The organism is Gemmatimonadaceae bacterium (genome assembly GCA_020852815.1).
In the GTDB taxonomy this organism is placed as follows: domain Bacteria; phylum Gemmatimonadota; class Gemmatimonadetes; order Gemmatimonadales; family Gemmatimonadaceae; genus SCN-70-22.
This window is the reverse complement of record JADZAN010000034.1, coordinates 1-20550: the sequence shown is the minus strand read 5'-3', so window position 1 is coordinate 20550 and position 20550 is coordinate 1. Positions and strand designations below refer to the sequence as shown.

Annotated in this window: 11 protein-coding genes; 4 read left to right on the top strand and 7 right to left on the bottom strand. The window is 68.2% G+C overall.

Annotation, left to right across the window (positions count from 1 at the left end):
• The first annotated feature begins 572 nt into the window (after nt 1–572).
• Nucleotides 573–2945: an Ig-like domain-containing protein gene (locus IT359_17495; GenBank protein ID MCC6930789.1), complete on the top strand. Its 2373-nt coding sequence runs from the start codon at nt 573–575 to the stop codon at nt 2943–2945.
• 50 nt (nt 2946–2995) lie between these two features.
• On the opposite strand, the gene IT359_17490 is transcribed toward IT359_17495, so the two are convergent.
• The 4 genes from IT359_17490 to IT359_17475 form a co-directional block, all read right to left on the bottom strand.
• Nucleotides 2996–4456, bottom strand: coding sequence for a hypothetical protein (locus IT359_17490; protein MCC6930788.1), 1461 nt, complete (start codon nt 4454–4456; stop codon nt 2996–2998).
• Nucleotides 4428–7397 carry a TonB-dependent receptor gene (locus IT359_17485; protein ID MCC6930787.1) on the bottom strand — a complete coding sequence of 990 codons (2970 nt, stop codon included), beginning with the start codon at nt 7395–7397 and terminating at the stop codon, nt 4428–4430. The genes IT359_17490 and IT359_17485 overlap by 29 nt, the downstream gene beginning before the upstream one ends.
• A 908-nt stretch (nt 7398–8305) precedes the next feature.
• Entirely contained in the window at nt 8306–9706 is a 1401-nt protein-coding gene (locus tag IT359_17480; GenBank protein ID MCC6930786.1) for a hypothetical protein, read from the bottom strand.
• 556 nt (nt 9707–10262) lie between these two features.
• Nucleotides 10263–10709 carry a transposase gene (locus IT359_17475; protein ID MCC6930785.1) on the bottom strand — a complete coding sequence of 149 codons (447 nt, stop codon included), beginning with the start codon at nt 10707–10709 and terminating at the stop codon, nt 10263–10265.
• Nucleotides 10710–10833: 124 nt separating this feature from the next.
• On the opposite strand from IT359_17475, the gene IT359_17470 reads away from it, so the two are divergent.
• A complete protein-coding gene (locus IT359_17470; protein ID MCC6930784.1) occupies nt 10834–11400 on the top strand; it encodes a hypothetical protein in 567 nt (188 codons plus the stop codon).
• 251 nt (nt 11401–11651) lie between these two features.
• Nucleotides 11652–13268, top strand: coding sequence for a Type 1 glutamine amidotransferase-like domain-containing protein (locus IT359_17465; protein MCC6930783.1), 1617 nt, complete (start codon nt 11652–11654; stop codon nt 13266–13268).
• 59 nt (nt 13269–13327) lie between these two features.
• Here the strand turns inward: IT359_17465 and IT359_17460 are convergent, their stop codons facing one another.
• The 3 genes from IT359_17460 to IT359_17450 all read right to left on the bottom strand — a co-directional run bounded on the left by IT359_17460 (nt 13328) and on the right by IT359_17450 (nt 18602).
• Nucleotides 13328–16081, bottom strand: coding sequence for a carbohydrate binding family 9 domain-containing protein (locus tag IT359_17460; GenBank protein MCC6930782.1), 2754 nt, complete (start codon nt 16079–16081; stop codon nt 13328–13330).
• A 163-nt stretch (nt 16082–16244) separates the two neighbouring features.
• On the bottom strand, nt 16245–17144 hold the full coding sequence (locus IT359_17455) for a DUF533 domain-containing protein (protein ID MCC6930781.1): 900 nt from the start codon (nt 17142–17144) through the stop codon (nt 16245–16247).
• An 87-nt stretch (nt 17145–17231) separates the two neighbouring features.
• Entirely contained in the window at nt 17232–18602 is a 1371-nt protein-coding gene (locus IT359_17450; protein MCC6930780.1) for a M28 family metallopeptidase, read from the bottom strand.
• A gap of 207 nt (nt 18603–18809) precedes the next feature.
• Between IT359_17450 and IT359_17445 the strand changes: the two genes are divergently transcribed.
• Nucleotides 18810–20550 (top strand): S9 family peptidase (locus IT359_17445; GenBank protein MCC6930779.1); only part of this gene is annotated, 1741 nt, incomplete at its 3' end.

Here is a 20550-nt window from a genome sequence, read left to right as displayed (position 1 = left end):
GTGGCCTTCTCATCCGGCGTGAACTGTCGCCGAGCTTTCTTCTTGCCATTCGGTCGACTCATGGACTCCTCCGAGCTCACTGCATAGAGTGAGCGGTTGGGAGTCACATTTCAACTGAGGCAGGACACAGTCGCCCGACGTCTCGCACCCCGCGGCGCCTCAGCAAATCAATCCGCGCCTGAGCGCGTCAAGCCGCGCCTGAGCGCGTCAAGCCGCGCCTCAGCGCGTCAAGCCGCGCCTCAGCGCTTCAATGGCCCACGACGTGCGCTGTCACACCGCGCGCAGCTGACGGTAGCGGCAAGTTTGTCCGCCCCTTGTCTCCGACGCTCGGCGCGGGCATTCTGCGCAGTCCAACAGGTGGTTTGAGAACCAGTCGCCGCGACGTTGCGGGCGCCGTGCGCCGGGCATGCGGATACCGGTTCTGAAACCACTTCAAAGCACCTCGAGTTGCACCCCGCATGACGCGCTGGACCACGCCTCTCCGTCGTTCTTCCCCGCCCGGTTGGCGAGCCCGTTGCGGCTCCCGATTCGCTGGGCGTACGCGGGGCGTACTCCTCGCCCTGGCGGCGGGCGTGGTGACGGCGGTGGGCGCGTGTGGCGATTCGTCCACGGGGAGCGACTCTGGCGTCGCGCGCGTCACCGCGACGCCGACGCAGCTCACCGTTCTCGTCGATGAGTCCAAGGGGGTCACCGCGCGCGCCTTCGACGCCGTGGGGAACCCGATGTCGCGACCGATCTTCTGGTCGGTCTCCGACGCCAGCGTCGTCACCGTCACGCAGGGGGGTGTGGTGACCGGCGTGTCGGCGGGGACGGCGCAGGTCGCGGCCAGCGCCGGGGGAAAGTCCGTCATCGTCCCGGTCACCGTTGCGTCGCGCGCCGTGGCCCTGGTGCGCCTCACGCCGGCCACGTCGACTATTCGCGTGGGGGCGACGGCCACTCTCACCGCGCAGCTCCTCGACTCCACCGGCGCCACGCTGATCGGTCCCACTGTCGCCTGGTCCACCTCGGCGGCCGGCGTTGCGACCGTCAGCGGTTCGGGGGTCGTGACCGGTGTGACGCCGGGGAGCGTGACCATCACGGCCAGGGCAGGGGGGGTGAGCGGGACCGCCGTGGTGCAGGTGCAAGCGGTTCCCGTGGCGTCGGTGACCGTCACGCCGCCGACGGCGACCATCCTCGACGGCGCCACGCTCACGCTCGCGGCCTCGCCGCGCGACTCGGCGGGGCGTGCGCTCACCGGGCGCACGGTGACCTGGGCGTCGAGCGCGAACGGTGTGGCCAGCGTTTCGTCGAGCGGCGTCGTGCTGGCGGTTGCGCCGGGAACCGCGATCATCACTGCCTCCAGCGAGGGGAAGACGGCGACGTCGACCGTCACCGTCAACCCTGTCCCGGTGGCTTCGGTCACGGTGAGTCCATCGACGGCGACGCTGAACGTGGCGCAGACGCTGACGCTCACGGCGCGCGTCGCCGATTCCACCGGCGCTGTGCTCAACGGGCGCACCGTGGCGTGGGCCTCGAACCGGACGACCGTGGCGACGGTGAACGCGAGTACGGGGGTGGTGACCGCCGTCGCCACCGGGACGGCGACCATCACCGCCACCAGCGGCGGCAAGAGCGGGACGTCGGCCATTACCGTGGCCGTTGTCCCCGTTGCCACCGTGCGCGTGACGCCGGCCAGTGCCACGATGCTTCCCGGTGAGAAGTTGCGCCTGACGGCGCAGACCCTCGACGCCAAGGGGGTGGTGCTCACGGGACGCCCGGTGACGTGGATTGCCGGAGCGCCGGCCATCGCCAGCATCGACAGCACCGGAAACGTCACCGCCGTCGCCGTCGGCTCGTCGGTCATCGTGGCCTCGAGCGAGGGGGCGCGCGCCAGCGTTCCCATCACCGTCGTCCCCGTGACGGTGGCCAAGGTGACCGTGTCGCCCGCCACGCGGACGCTGGAGGTCACCAAGGCGTTGCAGCTGACCGTGAGCATCACCGACATTCGCGGCCGGGCCATTGCCGGGAAGGTGGCCACGTGGACGTCGAGCAATCCCAATGTCGCCACCGTGTCGGCCACCGGGCGTGTCCAGACCGTGGCGCCCGGGATGGTGACCTTCACCGCGACGTGCGACGGGCAGCAGGGGACGTCGGTCGTGACCGTGACGCCGATCAACGTTGCCACCATCACCGTGCTCCCCGCCACCGCGACGCTCCTCGCCGGGCAGGGGCTCAGCCTCGCGTTGCAACTGGCGGATTCACTCAATCGGCCGCTCACCATGGCGGGGCGCACCATCACCTGGCGCTCGGCCAACCCGGCCATCGCCACCGTCGACTCCCTCGGCCGGGTGATGGGGATCGCCCCGGGGGTGGTCGACGTGTCGGCCACCACCAACGGCAAGACCGGGACGGCAACGCTCACCGTGCGCGACGTCCCCGTCGCCCTGGTGAGCGTGACTCCGCCCAGCGCCCAGCTGCAAGAGGGGATCGCTTTGCAACTGGCGGCCACGCCATATGACGGCGGCGGCGCCGCGATCCCGCGCCGCACCGCCACGTGGCAGTCGAGTGCTCCTGCCCTCGTCTCGGTCGACAGCGGCGGGCGCGTCACCGCGCTGGCCCAGGGGACCGCGACCATCACCGCCATCATCGGCGGGACGCAGGGGAGCGCCTCCGTCACCGTGATCCCCGTCCCCGTCACCGACATCACGATCGCCCCGGTGACCCCCACAGTCGCCGCCGGCGCGTCGTTGCAGCTGCTGGCTTCCCTCTTCGGCCCCACGCCCGGCGTCCCGCTGTCCCCCGTTGGACGCACCATCACCTGGTCGGTGAGCGGCGCGGCGCTCACCGTCTCGCCCAGCGGCGTGGTGACCGGTGTCGCCCCGGGGACCGCGACCGTCACCGTTGCGGCGGCGTCGCCGGGTCAGTTCTCACCGGCCACGGCCAGCGTCGTGGTCACGGTGAAGTAGCGGGAGTGGAGGCGTGCGTCGCCACCTGCGCGACGCCTGCCTGTCCATCTCTATGGTAGCGACGCCTGCGCCAGCCACCCGCCAGTGAATCCGGAGCGCCGCAACCCGCGCACGATGTACGCATTGCGCCGCATGGTGCGCCACACCAGCTCGCTCCGATAGTTCTCGATCATCGCGACAATGGGTCCCTGGTCGATGCCAAGGTAGTCGCCATCGATCCAGCCCACCCCCGGAACGATGCGTCCGTGGCGGAGCGGTACCGACAGTTGCAACGAGGGGTTGAAGGCGTCGAGGAATCCATATCGCTGGAAGAGGCTGTCGCCGTAGCGCTCGCGCATGGCGCGAATGGCCGGCATCACGACTTCCGGGGCGAAGGGGAACGAGCCGGCTGCGGCGGTGGGGGCCAGCGTCCCGTCGTCGCGAACCGCCGTGGCCGCGGCGCCGCGCGCCCAGTAGGTGTGGAACTCGATGCGTTGCCCGTCAATGATGAGCGTCGAGTCCAACGGGCCGTCGGAGGCGGTGAGTCCCCAGACGTTGGCGCCGTAATCCCTGAAGCGCGACGGGTTGGCGATCGCGTACGCGCGCTGCGACAGCACGGCGCGCCTGGAGTTCTCGAAGTAGTCGATCCCGCGCGCGCGCATGTACGCGTCCTGGATCCCGCGAAAGTCGATCCACAGGTGCGAGTACTGGTGCCCGAACAGCGGCTCGAAGTTGATGTGCGACTGGCCGTGAAAGGTGGCCCAGCGATAGGTGCGGGTATACGCCGCCCACGCCGCCGCATCGATCGGGTACGTCGGCGAGCCTAACGCCAGCACGTAAAGCAGCATCGACTCGTCGTACCCCGTCCAGTCGCTCTCCGAGAAACCGTCCTCGGGGCGCCAGCGGTGGTTCACGAGCGGCGCGCGTGGTTGGATCCATGTCCACTCCACGCGCCGGTACAGCGAGTCCGCATACGCGCGGATCGACGCCTCGAGCGGCACGTCACGGTCATAGTACGACTGGCAGAACAGGACGCCGCCCAGCAGCAGCGCGGTGTCGATCGTCGACAACTCGACGGTGGCGAAGCGCGCGCCGTCCTGCATATCGAGGAAATGGTAGAAGAAGCCGCGATGCCCGGTCATCCCGCGCGCGTCGGTTCCCTGTGGCGCTCTCCAGAACCACTGCAGCGTGACCAGCGTGCGCTGTGCGGCCTCGGCGCGCGTGATCCAGCCTCGCTCCACACCGACCGGATAGGCGGTGAGCGCGAATCCCACGGCGGCAATGGAGGCGAACGAGGGCGTGGGCCACCGGTCGGGGGTGAGCCCGGTGCGCGTATCGCTCCGTTCCCAGAAGAAGTCGAAGGTGCGCCGCTGCACGGTGTCGAGCAGCGCAGCGTCGGCGGCCGACAGCGTGAACGGCCGCACCGGGGCCGCCGCCGACGTGACGGTGCATCTGGCGGCTACCAGCGCCAGCGCGAGGGCCAGCGCCGGCGCCGCACTCGGCCTAACGATTGACCTGCGGAACCAGGCCATAGCGCAGCCCCACTTGCAGCCGTCGGCCAAGGGCGGCGCAGTTGGGCTTGTTGTATTTCAGGTTCGCGTTCCCGCTCGTCGGGAAGATGGTGGCATCGTAGCAGCCGAAGTTGCGCGAGTTGAGCGAGTTGTACAGGTCGGCCGAGATGGACACGCGCTGCCCGCCGCGCACGAAGAATCCCTTCTCGAGGCGAATGTCGAGGTTCTGGTTGTTGAAGACATGCCCCACGCCGAGGAAGGCGCGCGTCGGCGGCTGGTACACGTACGTCTTCTCGGTGAACTGCCCCCACCCGGCGCTGGCGTCGGTGGCGCTGGAGGCGATCCCCGTCCCCAGGTTCACCACGCCGCTCAACATGAAGTCGGCCGGGAGACGCACGATGGCGTTGGCGACCAGTTGGTGCCGCTGGTCCCCCGGCGTCACGCGCCTCGGGCGATCGGCAACAGTGGTGTACCGGTCATCAAAGCCCCAGAACAGGTCGGTGCTCTGCCCCTGCTCCTCCATCTTTGCCAGCGTGTAGGCGAGCGAACCGCCCCAGCGCGATCCCGCCAGCGGCTTGGACGCTTGCAGCTGGAAGGCGTCGTACCACGTCTTCACCCGGTCGTCGGTGGCGAAGATGGTGCTGTAGTTCGGGGCAAAGCCGCCCCACGGCGACACACGGATGAAGTTCATCCCGTTGTAGCCGCGAATGCCGTTGTACGACACGGTGAGCTGGTAGCCGCCGATGGCCTGGCGCACGCCGGCGCTGAACTGGTTGGTGCGCGGCGCCTCGAGGTTGTTCTTGACGAGGAAGACCTCAGGAGCGGTGGCGAAGCCCAACGTGCGCAACTGCGCCGGGTCTTCAAAGCGGCTGTCCCACACCGCGCAGTTGAACTCGTCCACGGCGCAACTGTCCTTGAAGTTGATGGTGAGCCGGCGGAATTGGCGCAGGTATTGCTCGTCGAACAGCGTGTTCCAGTAGTTGCGATCGAAGTAGATGCCCACGCCACCGAAGACGACGGTGCGCCCGTCACCCTTGAGGTCGTACGAGAAGCCGAGCCGCGGCTGGATGGCACCGAGGTTGATGGGACGATCGCTGCGGCCCGTCGTGATGAAGTTCTCGATCCCGCCCAGGTCGTTGATCGGACGGCGCACCACCGTCCCGCTGGCGGTGGGCTGCCCCACCGTCATCTGCGGCGCCAAGAGGCGAAGCGAATCGGCGAGCGCCTTCGGGGTGACGTAGGAGTTGTTGATCCCGTTGGTCTCGATGTCCCAGCGAATGCCGGCGTTGATCGTGAACTTCGGCGTCACGGTCCAGTCGTCCTGCAAGTAGCCACCGATCTGGATGTTGTCGGCGGAGATCTTCGGGTTTCCGAAGCCGAACTGCGCCTGGAACGGTCGGACGTAGTTCTCCTCTGCGCGATAGCGCAGCAACGGCGTGGTGAAGAAGAAGTCCTTGATCCCCTCGTAACCGAGGAAGTCGATCGAGGCGCCTCCCTTGAAGACGTGGTCACCGCCCAGCTGCACGCCGGAACGCGTCACGTCGTTACGCAGCGCGATGCGTCCCTGGGTGAACTCCTGCCGCCCTTCGCGCCCGCCGATGCGAATGATCCCGGCGTAGTCGCGCCCGATGAGCCCCGGATTCCTGGGGCGCGGGTTCCAGACGAAGTTCTGCACGTTCACCTGCGCTTCGTTGAGCCACTTCTCACCTGCATACCGCCAGTTGGCGACACCGGTCAGTGTCCGGATGGCGACGTCCTCGGCCGACTGATAGCTCGTCTGTCCGCCGAAGCCGCGGAAGTCATTCTCGGTGCGGACATTGAGCGAGGCGTCGACCGTGCTGCGCGACGACTTGAGCCAGGTGAGCTTGCCGAAGCCCAGGTGCTCGCGGAACTGGGAGGTGAAGGCGCCGGTGTACTGCGCCGGGTTGAGCCCAGTAGGAGCCTGCGCGGCGTTGCCGCCCAGCGTGACGTACTGTGGCTCGTCGCGGAAGTTGAGCTCGTACGTACCGAAGAAGAAGAGTTTGTCCTTGGCGATCGGGCCGCCTAACGAACCGCCGGCCTGCAACCGCTCGTAGCGCGAGCGCGGCGAGCCGTTGAGGACCTCGATCGGGTTGCGGGCCACGTAGGCCTTCCCGATCCCATAGCCGAAGAGTTCCCCTTCCCAGGTGTTGGTCCCCGAGCGCGTCGTGGCCGTGATGATGGCGCTCGACGCCTTCTGGTACTCGGCCTTGTAGTTCTGCGTGATGACGCGGAACTCCTGCACCGCCGCCTGCGGGAACGGGTTTCCCTTGGAGGCGTCCTGCCCCACGACGCCGCCGCGCAGCACGTCGTTCTTGTAGGTGGCGCCGTCGACAAAGACGTTCACCGCCTCGGCGGGCTGCCCGCCGGCAGCGAGGAACTTGTCGGAGTTGTTCACCGTGCTGGCGGTGATTCCCGGGACGAGCTTGGCGATGTCGAGGAAGTTGCGCTCGAAGTTGGGGAGGTTCTCGATCTGCTGGCGCGAGACGTTGGTCCCGCTCTCCGAGGAGCGCGCCGTCTCGGTTGTCTCGGTGGACAGGATGCGGACGCCGGCAATCTGCGTGGCGGTTTGCGCGAGTTGGAGGTCGAGCGTGAGGACCTCACCAATGCCGACGGTGACGGCGCGCGTCTGCGCGCTGTAGCCGAGTCGGCGCACCTGCAGGTCGTAGCGGGCTGGGCGGAGCCCGGCGAGGTTGTAGAAGCCGTTGCTGTTGGTGGTGGCGATGCGTTCGGCGCCCATGGCCGCGTTTCGGGCGATGACCTGCGCGTCGCCGATCGGGGTGCCGGCAGAGTCACGCACGTAGCCGCGAATGGCGCCGGTGGTCGTCTGCGCCTGTGCGTCGGAGGCGGACGCGATGGCGGCGAGGGTGGCGAAGGCGAACCCGGCAAGCGTTGCGAGTGCGGCACGGACGCGCAGCCCGCATACAGGACGTGCGAAGGTCACGGTGTCCTCCTCAGGTTGGCGGATCCATCCAGCGGTCCGTCGTTGCAGATGGTGCGAGGCACGCGCGAATTGCCGGCGTGCCCTGGGCCCACGGGTGGGTCGTGCCACCGTGAGCTGCAATCCCGTCGCGGCGTGCCACACGCGAAGGGGGGACTCGAAGATGATATCGTGCACGGCGCAATGACAGAGCGGTGTGGCCCGTGGCGCGCCCGTGACATGCCTAACGGTCGAGGTTGGATAGACTAGCGGCGGCGTGCCGGACGCGACCGTGTGCGATGCCTAACGTGTCGCCCCGATGTCACCGCCAGCAGGAGGTGCTGAGCCTGCCGCGCCAGCCCGAGCCGCTGTGTCCGCAGGGCGTGGTGGGCGTCGGCGCGCCGGCCTCGGCCGTTTTACGCAGCGCGCGTCGACCATAGGCCATCTCATGTGGGGTCACCCGCGCGCCGGAGACCGACTCCGATATGGAGCCGCCGACAAGTTGCGAGGTGGCCTCTAAGTGTGTTCGGTAATCCCAAGCAGCGAGATGAGCAGCAGCAACGTACCTCCCATCACAAGTGCGACGAGTCCCAGTCGCTTAAACGTTGCTGGAACATCGACGCGCGACACCTCGAGTACGCGGATATCGTGAGTCGCCACCGCAATCACGGGACCGTCGCTGCTCTCCAGTCGTCCCACGAGCGAGTCCCCTCGTATCGCAGCTCGGCAGAGTCGCTGCGGATCTCCATCGACGCGAACGACACGCATGCATCCAGAGGAGGGTGCTGACGTCATTCGCCTGAGCTCGAGCGCGCGATAGGATGTACAGCCAGTGAGAGTCGCGACGAGACCAGCTCCCGCTAACAGCGCTGCGCTTGGTCGGCGGCGGACTTCACGCGCGAGACCTGAGAGAGGAATCGAATCGCGCATGATCAGAAGCCGAAGTGACTCAGGATTGCCTGGTATCCACCTGCCGCGCTTCCTCCTGCACCCCACCATCCACGAAAGTGGACGTTACTCCAAAAACACTCTGTCCCGGGTTGCACAGAGCGCGATGACACACAGTTGCGCAGCTGGATAGTACCGGTGGGTGACTTGTTGCCGAGATTGCTGCTGGCGGGTAAGCCGGTCTGCACGACACTCGTCGCAGCACTGCAGTCGTCCAGGTAGAAAGCTCCAGCATCGCACACAGCGTCGGATCTGTAGTTAGCGTGCTTTCCCCACGAAACGTAGACGATAGGCTTGACGCCCCAGTCGGGATAGGCATATGAGGCGTATTCGAGAGAGAACCACTCGTACGTCGCGGTTTGGTCGTTGACGGAGTTCCAATGTGCGGACAAGGTTGCCTGAAACACCTGCCACTTGTCCGTCGTGCCCGGTACCACGCCGACTTCGACAATACAGAACTCCGAGTCTCCGTAGTGATCCCAATCCGTCGATCCTGGGAATCCGGCGTCCTGATAGTACCCAAGCGCGTACAACAAACGAATCCGCCCGTTCGTTGGCGATCGGCGAGCGGCAAAGTATGGCTCTCTACCCGAAGCACCTTCGAGCGCGTGAAAGCGAAGAAGCGGTTGAAATGTCAGAGCAAGTGTCTCCTCGCACGAATCGAGGATTCCGTCCCGATCGTCGTCGCCGGAGGGAGTGCCTCCTGGCACACATCCGCTGAAGGTAACGCCAAGAAAGACACCCGGTGTCCCCCCTCCCGAAGGGGGACCCTCGCACTCATCCGAGTACTCGCAGCACGTGGGCTCGCTAAACGGGTCGCAAGTGGCAAGGGCGGCGAGTTCGGTTTCCGCTGTTGATACCGCGCTGACAATCGAGGCGGGCGATGGTTCGTAGACGTCCGCGACTGCAAGTCGCTTGTTGCCAAGGACAGGAGCGACCAGAATGTAAGGAGCGGATTGACCGCCACGCAGATCGACCTGCGTCGGATACCCGCCGACACCGAACCCACGTGTCTGTCGCGTCATCATGAGAAGTGCCGGCGCACTCCGCGCGCTTCCGACGACAACCACATCGGACTGTCCGATCCAGTTGGTTCGATCGGTCACCCGTGGTAGCCACAACGCGATGCGCGTGAGAATTCCGTCGGCAGCGAGAAGAGCCTCCACGGACATCTTCACGCGACGCGCGAGTTGCTCAGCGAGCAGTTCTCCAGCCGGACTCGCGAGGTATTCGAGCAGCGAGACGCGATGCTTGGGAAGGCGACTCCGCTTCAGCGCTTGAAGAATCGCTTGACGACGTACCGGCTCACGAAGTGCCTCGGCGAGACTCTGAGCGAAGCTGTCGGCTAGTTCAGGCGTCCACGCGGCATCTGTTTCCGGGGACATCGAGAGAATGCTCTGTTCGCTTGCTGGTGCAACAGGCGGCGCGTCAATGCTGCATCCAAAGAGACTGCACAGAAGAGCGACGCTTAGCAATCGAACGAATGCGATCTGACCGAGCCGCTCTGCCGCAACACCTGCCGGACCTGAGTGTCGCTGTTTGCGCCGTAGCATGCCCACCCCGACCCTCGTAATGACGCGCCCGATACCGAATGCACTGACAGTGTCATGGCTTGGTCTCGTCCGCAACGGCAGAATCCCTGACGGAACCGCTCCCGGCGTCGTAGACGCCCGTACGAGTGGTTCACTAGAATACTTTCTAGTTACCCTGTACCCGTTGCGCTGCACCCCCGACGGGCGCGCGAGCGAGACCTGACGGAAGGTCCGCCGTGACCTAGAGGTCCTGAACTGCGGCGTCTAGCAGGATGCTGAAACTCGCCGGATTCGTGAGCCTAGTCATGCGTGGTAGGCTCGGAAGCAGCCAGCGGAGCCGGCGGGGGGGCGTATCGCCGCCGGCTGCCCCACCACGCGCGGGGGTCGGCGCCTAATCGGCAGCGGAGCGTTAGGCGGGGCACACGTCCGCTCGCATCCGAGTGCGCAGGCGCACCAAGCTGTAGGCCGCCACCGTGAAGGCGAAGGTCCCGTCCACCGGAGGCTGCCCGCGATGCCGCAGCGTGCGCAGCAAGCCGACCGTCTTCCCCCCGCCGAACGCCTCCTCGATGCGCTTGCGGCGCTGCTGGCGAACCGCATACCCCGCATGTCGAGTCGTCCGTCGATCGAGCACGTGCCCGCGATCCCTCGTGGGCTGCGCCACGTGGAGAGTGAAGCCGAAGCCCCGCGCCACCGCCCGGAAGGGGCGGCTGGCGTAGCCCTTGTCGGCGCCGATGGTGCAGCGTCCCGCGTGGTACGGCTGCTCGGCGTGCAGCGCCGCCAGCAGCGTCGTCGCCTGCTCCACCTCCGTCGCGCCCCCCGTTCGCCGGGCCAACCAAGGTTCCCACGACCAAGCCATGGCGGTTGTCCAGTGTGACACTCGCCTGATAACTGCGCCTCGCTTCCTTGCCGTGGCCCTTCCGCGCCAGGCGACTGTCGGGATCCGTGGTCGAGACATGCGTGGCGTTCGAACGGCGCTCCCCATGGAAGTTCACCGTCGGATTGCCGCGATCGTCGTCGTCCGGTCGGCAGGGCGCACCGGTCGTCGGCTGGAAGCGCTTGTGGCTGGCCCACGCCTCGGGCTGCGTCCCATCGACCGTGCAGCGCTCTTGCGAGAGCAGCAGACGCGTGTCGGCTTGGCGCGGATCACCCGCCCGGACGGCCGCCGCCACGTCGCTGGCCAGCAGGCGGTCGCGGTTCTTGGTGAACACCGTCGGATGCGAGACCGGGGCGTCGAGGCCGAGGCCGACAAACCAGCGGTGAAGTCGTGCGGTTCCATGAGCTGGCGTTCGCCGCGCACGGTGTACAGCACCGCCTGGTGGGACTCGACACCGCGCATGGCAGATCTCCGCTGGGAGAGGTGCGCCACGTTAGGCATCCCCATGGCGGGCCACAAGCCTTCCCTGGTGACCCCCTTTCAGCAACCTGCTAGACGACAGGCGAAGGGGCGGACGTTTTCGGCGGATGAGAGGGACGAGATTCTGACGGAGATGCGCGTGTCGGGGCGGAAGGTGTCCGAACACTTTCCCGCGATTCGGTCGAAGCGATGACGTTGATTCGTTGGGAGCGCGATACAACGAACGCGACGGATCAGACGTCGGGAGCAGTAACTCGCGCGGGTGATGAGCTCTCGCCTGCTTCCGTGACAGTTGGTGCCACGCGAACGCACCCCACGCTGGGAACTGCGGACGCTTTGACGGGCGCGCCCGTCGGCTTTCTCGGCTTGTGGGTTTCCGTGACACGGCGCATCGTTTGCCTGGCACCCGTGCGCTGGTTCCAGCTCTCACCGCCTATGCGCTTCATGGTCAGCCGCCCAGCTCGCAGCCGTCGCTCCGCCTTCGCCCTCCCCCTCGCCGCACTCATCATCTGCTGGCCAGTCGCGCACGCGCTCGCCCAGCAGCCGACTCCGCCGACGCCCAAGGCGGGAACGCCTCGCGTCGGACCACCGCGCGGGACAGTCATCGTCGTGGGGGGCGGCACGATGGGACCCGAGATCTATCGCGCCTTCATCGACGCCGCGGGGGGGAACGAGTCGCTGCTGGTCACGGTCCCCAATGCGGGGGGCGGCGACGCCTACCCGCAGGACGGTCCCAGCACGCGCGGATGGAAGCAGGCGGGGGCGACCAAGGTGCACACCTACTTCACCAAGGATCGCACGGTGGCCGACGCCGACTCGTTCGTCGCCGTGCTGCAGCGTGCGGGCGGCATCTGGTTCGAGGGAGGGCGACAGTTTCGACTGGTCGATGCATATGGCGGAACCAGGAGCGAAGCGGCCTTCAATGCCGTCCTCGCGCGCGGTGGCGTCGTGGGCGGTTCCTCTGCCGGTGCGTCGATCCTCGGTGACTTCCTCGTCCGCGGTGCGCCGTCGAACAACAATTACATCATGGACTTCCCCGGGTACCAGAAGGGCTTCGCGTACCTCAAGGGGGTCGGCGTCGACCAGCACGTGGTGGCGCGCGAGCGCCTGGCCGACCTCGCCGACTCGATCATCCCGCGCTATCCGCAATTGCTCGGCATTTCGGAAGACGAGGGGACGGCGTGGGTCATTCGCGGCGACACGGGGACCATCATCGGGCGCAGCAAGGCGTTTGTCTACAACGGCCGCGACGCGAACGATGCGGGGAAGCCGTTCCTCACCCTGTACCCGGGTGACGTGTACGACCTCGGCGCGCGGCGCGTGATGCGGCGCGCGTACGAAGGGAGCGCCGTCACGCCAGCCTTCATCGACGCGCTGTTCGCGCGCTATCGCGATAGCGCCAGGGGTGGGGCGACCGTCCTCGTCGCGCGGGATGGCAAGGTGCTGGCCGATCGCGCCTACGGCATCGCCCCGCAACCGAGGTACATGCCGGAGACGACGGTGCCGCAGTTCGCGTTAGGCGAGATGTCGGCCATCTTTGGCGCCGTCTGCGAGCAGCTCCCCGAGCCGCCGGTGCGCGCGCGTCCGGCAAACGACACCGCAGCCGCGCCCGCCGCTGCTCCCGCCGCCACGCCCACGACCGCGGCATCGCGCGCCGCCCCTGCGGCGTTGACCCCGATGCAACGTTGCGTCACGCAGCGCGCCGCGGCCCCGGTCGGACTGCACAAGACGACCGCGAACGACGCCGGCGAGGTGCAGTCCAGCGTCGACGAGCTGTATCGCGTCTCGTTAGGGCTGGAGCATCCGCCGACATACGCGCGCACGCCGGCAACCGACGCGGGGGCCCGCGAGCCCATCGACGGCGCGCGCGGCTGGATGGCGGACCAGTACGCCGGTGCCACCCGCTATCGCGCCTTCGCGGCGGCGGATGGCAAGCGCAGCGCCTGGGTGCGCATCCCGTCGCGCCGGGTGACGATCATCATCCTCACCAACGACGCAACCGCCGATGCGGCTGGGATGGCGGATGCGATTGCTGGCAAGTTGTTGGGGACCGCGCGCTGAGCGGGGCGCCGATACTTCTCGATTCGCTCCTCGTGTGCAGCGCCGTCAGGCGCCGCACCCTACCTCGCCCCAATCCAGTAGCTGACCTTCACTACGACGAAGTTGTCGCCGTCGGCGCGCACGGCATCCCACAGATCGTTGGGTCGCACCAGGTTCCCGCTGAGCAACTGCCCACCGCGGTTCTGCTGCCAGACGAAAAAGGCCGTGCTCCCCGGGAGCCATTCCCACCGCAGCACCAGGTTGGAGCGGAACGAGAGGCGCTGGAAGTCGAGCGCGGGGAGCGCCACGGTCGACGCGCCGTCGGTGACCGACTGGCTCCCGTCCGCGTTGCGGCTGACGGACGTCCCGCTCCCCGGCGCGCCGTACACGCGCAACGTGTCGCTGCGCGGCGCTGGCACCTCGCCAAACTCGTAGAAGCGCCCGCTGGCGGCAAACGGCTCGGCGTACCCCTCGATGGTGAAGTTGGGGGTCAGCGCGTAGTTCACGCGGAAGCGCGCCGAGAGGGTGCTGCGCTCCACCGCGGCAAAGATGTAGCGCTGGCCAAAGGTGGCGGCGCCCCCGCCGCTGCGCGTGGCGACGTATTGCCGCATGTCCACGGAGCGCGAGTACGTGGGATCGACCGACGCCTGCCACTGCGGCGCGGGGCGCGTCGCGATGCCGGTGCTCAGGTCCCACCGCCAGCCCTCGAATGCGTCGCGATAATACTCGGTGCGCGCGTTCCACGTGGTGGGCATGTTGGCCCGCGATGTCACCTGCCCTAACACGGAGTAGCCGGCCGGGGTCCCGATGAGCGGACCGCCGCGCGTGAGGTCGTCCGACAGCGAGGGGACGTACAGCGTCCCGCGGGCGTTGAGGCGCAGGAACGAGTGCAGCGTTACCTGCGCGGTCTGGTTGAAGCGCAGGTACTGGCGCACGCCGCCATAATTCCACCCCGCCACGGTCGACGTCCCGAATTGGTAGAAGCGGACGTAGCGGTTGGGCTTCGTGTCGCGGAGCTGGATGTCGGCATTGAAGTCGATGTCGTCGCCCGAGCGCATCTGCCCCGCGTCGTTGATCTCGAAGCCGGGAGTGCGCGTGGAGAGCTGGATCCCGCCTAACGTGTAGCGCCCGGCGTTCTTGTCCAGGCGAAGCGACGCCGTGGCGCCGCTGAGCGCGGTGCGCGTGGAGTCGTAGCGCACATAGTCCTGGTCGGGACGCTGGAAGAAGTGCGCGCTGTTGCGCTGCAGGCGGGCAAGCGCCGGCGCATCACCGCTCACGCGGCTCCCCCCCACCCACCCGGTCACCTCGTACATCCCCTGCCGGTAGCGCAGCTTCCAGTCCACCCCGCCGGCCACGGCGTCGCGCACCAGGAGCGATGCCAGCCCCCCGCGCTGGTCCAGTGCATGGTTCACGGTGGTGAACGACATCCCGATGTTCGACTGCTGCTTCCCGAACTCCTGCTGCAGCCGCAACACGCCGAAACGCGACGGCGGCTCGACGGCGATGCGCGCGAACGAATCGCTGGCGACGTGATACGTGCGCGCGAACTCGCGCGGCGTCACCGCGGCGAGCGCGCCGAGTGAGAGGCCGCGCGCCAGGCGCCCGGTGACCTTGGCAGCGGTCGTGATGGTGGTGTTGGTCGGCGCGTCGACGAAGTCGTCCGAGACGAGCCCGCGCGGCGGCGCGCCGATGCGCCGCGAGTAGAACCAGGTGGGGCGCCCGATGAAGCTCTGCCCGCGCCCCGTGAGCAGTTCGTTTCCCTCCACGAAAAAGGGGCGTCGCTCCTCGAACACCTGCTCGAAGGCGGTGAGGTTCACCACGGCGGGATCGGCCTCGACCTGCCCGAAGTCGGGGTTGATGGTGGCGTCGAGCGAGAGGTTGGGCCCCAGCCCCACCTTGAGGTCGGCGCCGGCGCGCGCGCCCAACCGGTCGTCGAATGGGTTGCGCGCGTCGACGTGCGAGCGCGCGGTGACCTCGGTCGCCACGTACGGGAGGAGTTCGATGCGACGCGTGGGCGGGATCCCGCCGATTCCCTCCAAACGTCCGAAGCGCGACGCATACCCTGCGGCATCGACGGGAATCAGCACCCATTGCAGCCGCTCAGCCTTGTCGGCGATGTAGCGCGTCAGCTGCAACCCCCACACCTGCTGGGCCGCGGCGTTGTAGCGCACCTGCGAGAAGGGGATGCGCAGCTCGGCCGTCCACCCGGCGCTGTCCACGCGGGCGCGTGCGACCCAGATGGGATCGTACTGCGGCTCGCGCCCAGAGTCCTCGCTGTCCTGTGCGTGATACGCATCGCCGCGCACCCCGCCTGACGAGATGGAGAAGGCGTAGGCGGTGCGCCGGTCGAAGTAGGGATCGAGCGAGACGGTGAAGACCTCGGCGTCGCTTTCCCCGTCGCGGCGCGTGACGGAGCGGCGAATGGCCCGCGGATCGGGGCGCATGAGGCGCGCCCCCACGTAGAGCGCGCCGTCGTCGTAGAGGATGCGGACTTCGGTGGCGACCGTCGGCGCGTTCCCTTCGATGGGGACCTTCTGCACGAAGTCGCGAATGGGGAGCGCGGCGTTCCACGCCGCCTCGTCCAGGGCGCCGTCGATGTGCGGCGCCGGCCCTTGCAGCCGCGCGGCGCGCGCGACGTGCGACGTGGGGTCGGTATAACGCGACAGATCGCGCGACGCGGCGCCCCCCTGCGCCTGCAGCGAGGTCGCGGCCACGCTCGCGGCGCACGCCAGGCGCAACGCGCGCGCCGTGAGTCTGCGCGCGACAGGGCCGCGCGCGGCGAGCCCGCGCGCGGTGCGCGTGCGGTGTGTCATGACGAGAGGAGTCTGGAGCACGCCGAAATCTCCTGCCGAAACACGCGCGAGGGAACGACAGGCGTGACGAACCGCGCGAGGAGCGGCACGAGCTGCGTGCCGCGACAGGTGGTTTCAGAACCGGTGGCCGCGCCGTTTGCGGCGCAGTACGCCAGCGCCGCGGCCACCGGGTTTGGCGCCACGTCTAGCGCATCACGCCGCTGAGCAGCGACTGCAGGTTGCTCCCAGCGGCCAGCGACCGAATGCGCGATTCCACGCGCGGGAAGACGGTGTTGGCCTCGCCCTGGAACCTCGTGAAGAGCGCCTTGAGGTCGGCGCTGCCGAGGGAACGTCCCTGCGCGTAGTACTGCTCGGCGGCGTGTCCCAGGGCGTAGGTCGTGGCGAAGGTGACGGTCACGCCGGCGGCGGCTCCGGTGGCCGAGCCTAACAAACCCCCCAGCAGCCCCCGCCCCACGCTCCCCAGCACACCGCGCACGACCCCTTCCAGCGCGTGCCCCATTGCCCCGATGCCGAGGACGGCGAGCAGGTCCTTGGCCTGCGCCATGTCGAACTGCTGCCCGTGCCGCTGGCCGATCTGGTAGACCAGGCGCAGCTGCAACGGGAGGATGGCCATTGCCGCGAATCGATGCGGAAGGAGTTCGGCGGCGCCGGCCAGCATCGCCTGGTCGAGGATGAAGGTGTCGAGGTCGCTCCCCATGGGGTGGGCAGGCGGAGTGGACGCGGCCTGCGCCGCGGCCCCCATCCCTTCGGCGGCGTCGGGCGATGGGGCCACGGCCCCCAGCTCGCGCGACAGCGCCGCGAGGAAGGCCGACTCCTGCGCGTTAGGCGCGCCATCGGCATGGCAGACGGCGGCGGCCACGTCGTACGCCGCCACGCGCGCCTCGTCGCTCGACAGGCGGTGGGCGAGCTGCGCCACGTCGCCGCCGCCGCCCATCACCCCCTGCAGCATCGGGTCGTCGGCGGCGAGGCCGAGGTGTTCGGCGGCCGAGATGATGCTCACGCGCTCTTCCTGGCCCAGCGTGCCGTCGGCGTTGGCGGCAAGGGCGGCGAGGGCGATGATGGTGTGGGCGTCCTGGGGGGTCATGGCGTGCACTCCGACGGCGTGGGAAAGGGCCGGCGCACACGAGGCGCCGGCCCTTCAATCAAGAGAAACTGGTACAGGTCGCAAGTGCTACTTGTACATCTTGATGCGCTGCATGGGGCGGTTCGGCGAGACATAGGCCGAGACCAGGCTCTCATTCCCGTCGGCCCCCACGGCGGCGACGCCAAAGACGTAATCGTCGATGGAGACGTTAGGCAGGACGAACTGCGTCACGTTCCCCACCTGCTGCGAGCGCTGCCAGTCGTTGGCCCAGGCGTCGCGCCAGTAGACCTTGTACGCCACGGCGCCGCTGGCGGGGCTCCATTTGAGGTCCGCGTCGTATCCCGACTGCCCGCGCCCGATGAGCGGCTGCCCGCGTTCGCCGAGCACCACCGGCGCCGCCGGCGCGAGCGCGACCGAGGCGGCGCCCGCGGCGTTCACCCGGGCGTTCTGCGCAAGGTAGGTGAAGTCCATCCCCTCGATCTTGTCGTCCGCCGAGTGCTGGCGACGGTAGTTCTCGTTTGCCTCGCGGAAGACGACGGCCGGGAAGTTGTTGGCGGTGAACGACGAGTGGTCGCTCCCGCGCCCGAAGCGATCCTCGCGCGCCATGAGGCGAATGGTGTGCGACGGGACATAGATGGCGGCCACGCGGGCGATATAGCGCGCCAGCGAGCGCGACATGGAATCCTCCGGGCCTAACGAGTAGATCTTCACGCTCTCGGCGTCGACGGTCCCGCTCCCGCCCAGCGACGTGCCGACGATGTCGTTGTTGAAGTTGGCTTCCACCACACCCTTGGCATCGGCCAGCGACTGGGCGTGCGCCATCGAGCCAATGAGCCCTTGCTCCTCCGCCGCCCACGTGATGAAGACGAGCGTGGCGTCGAAGTCGATTCCGCTCTCGGCAAAGACGCGCGCCAGCTCCATCGTGAGCGCCGTTCCGCTGCCGTCGTCGTTGGCCCCCGGTGCGTCGACGTCGTGGTTCGGCTGCCCACCGCTCCCCGCCGCCATTGCACCGCGCAGGTTGACGGTGTCGTAGTGCCCGCTGATGTAGACGCGCCGCGGCGACTTGCCGGGGAGGATCGCCATGACATTGACCACGTCCACGTCGCGCGTGATGCGTCCTCCCTGCGCCACCGGATGGCGGTCGAACGCCACCTGCAACTTTGGCGACGAGCGCTTGAACTCCTCGTAGATCCAACGCCGCGCCGCGCCAATCCCGCGCGTGGAAGAGAGCGTGTCGGAGAGCGTCGAGCGCGTCCCGAACGACTCCAGCTTGGTGACGATGGCGCGCAGGCGCTCGGGCGAGACCGAGGCCACGAGCTTCTGGATGCGCGGATCGGCGTCCGGGCGCACCGCGCCTTGCGCGATGGACAACGCGGGGAGTGCCGGCAGGGCGACGAGCGTGCAGGAGGCGACGAGTGCGAGGCGCGACGCGACGAACCGGCGAGGGGAAATCGGCATGGGCGGCGACGAAAGGGGGAGTGGGGCGACCTTCATCAACGCGCCAAATCCCCGCGCCGCTGACGGTGCCTGCTGACGGCGCCTCTGAGGGTGCCCGCGCGCACGGCGCCTCTGGCGGTGGACGGGCGTTGCGCGACACGTTACGCGCCATCTCGAAAAATGGTCGCCGGCGCGCGCGCGTCTGCGCCTACTCCCAACCCTCGCCCCATGCGCACCAGCCCCGTTTGGACCCGCCCCGTCCTCGTGCTCGCGGTCGCGCTGGCGGTCGCTGCAGCGCCGCGCCTTGAACTCCGCGCCCAACCGCGGCCACTCGCGCCGGTCGACCTCTTCGCTCTCGAGACGGCCTCCGACCCGCAGATCTCGCCCGACGGGCAGTGGATTGCCTACGTGCGCCACTGGAACGACGCGATGACGGACAAGCAGTACACGAACATCTGGCAGGTGAAGAGCGACGGGAGCGGACATCGCCCCGTGACGTCGGGGAAGACGCACGACGGCTCGCCGCGCTGGTCGCCCGACGGGACGCGCCTGGCCTACATCTCCGACAAGGGGGGGAGCGGCCAGCTCTACGTGCGCTGGACCGACACGGGCGAATCGGTGGCCATCACGAGCGGCGCCATCCCGCCGTCGGCACCGACCTGGTCGCCGGACGGGACGCGGATCGCCTTTTCGCAGTTTGTCCCCGGGGCGCCGCTGGTCGTCGGGACGCCGCTGGCACCGCCCCCGGGCGCCACGTGGCAGCCACCGCCCAAGTATACCGACGCGCTCGTCTTCCGATTCGATGGCGTGGGCGAGGTCCCCGTCGGCTACACGCACCTGTTCGTGATTCGCGCCGACGGCGGTGCGGCGCGGCAGGTGACGAAGGGGAGCTTCAACCACGGCGGCGTCTTTGGCGGCGGTGGCATCGCGTGGACCCCCGACGGCACGGAACTCATCGCCGCCTCGCGCCGCCGCGACAATCCCGACCTCGAGCTGATCGAAGCCGATCTCTACGCCTTCAACGTGAACGACGGGACGATGCGGCAGCTCACCGACCGCCTGGGTCCCGACGGTGAACCCGCCGTTTCACCTGACGGGAAGCTCATCGCCTGGACGGGCTATGACGAGAAGCACCTCGGCTACCAGAACCAGTTGCTCTACGTGATGAACCGCGACGGTTCGGGGAAGCGCGCCCTCTCGTCGAAGTTCGACGGGAGCGTGAGTGCGCCCACGTGGAGTGCCGACGGCAAGGGGGTGTACGTGCAGTACGACGTGCAGGGCGACACCAAGGTCGGCTACCTCACGCTCGACGGCGCGTTGCGCCCGGTGGCGGAGCACATGGGGCTGGGGACGATGGCGTATGGCGGCGGGAGCTACTCCGTGTCCCGCGCGGGGAGCGTGGCCTTCACGCTGTCGACACCGAGCGTGCCATCCAACGTGGCGGTCACCGCGTCGTCGCCAGGCGCAACCGCGCGACAGGTCACGTCGCTCAACGCCGAGTTGCTCGCCAGCCGCACGCTGGGCACCGTGGAGGAGCTGTGGTGGGAGTCGTCGAAGGACAAGCGGAAGGTGCAGGGATGGATCATCAAGCCGCCGGGCTTCGACGCGAAAAGGAAGTACCCGCTCATCCTCGAGATCCACGGCGGGCCTTTCGCCAACTATGGCGCGCGCTTCGACGACGAGAAGCAGTTGATGGCGGCCAACGGTTTCGTGGTGCTCTACACCAATCCGCGCGGGAGCACGAGCTACGGCGAGGAGTTCGCCAACCTCATCCATCATGCCTACCCGGGTGACGACTTCCACGACCTCAACTCCGGCGTGGATGCGGTGATCGCCAAGGGCTACATCGACGAGAAGAACCTCTTCGTCACCGGCGGGAGCGGTGGCGGCGTCCTCACCGCGTGGATGATTGGCCACACCGATCGCTTCCGCGCCGCGCTGGCCTTCTATCCCGTGATCAACTGGGAGT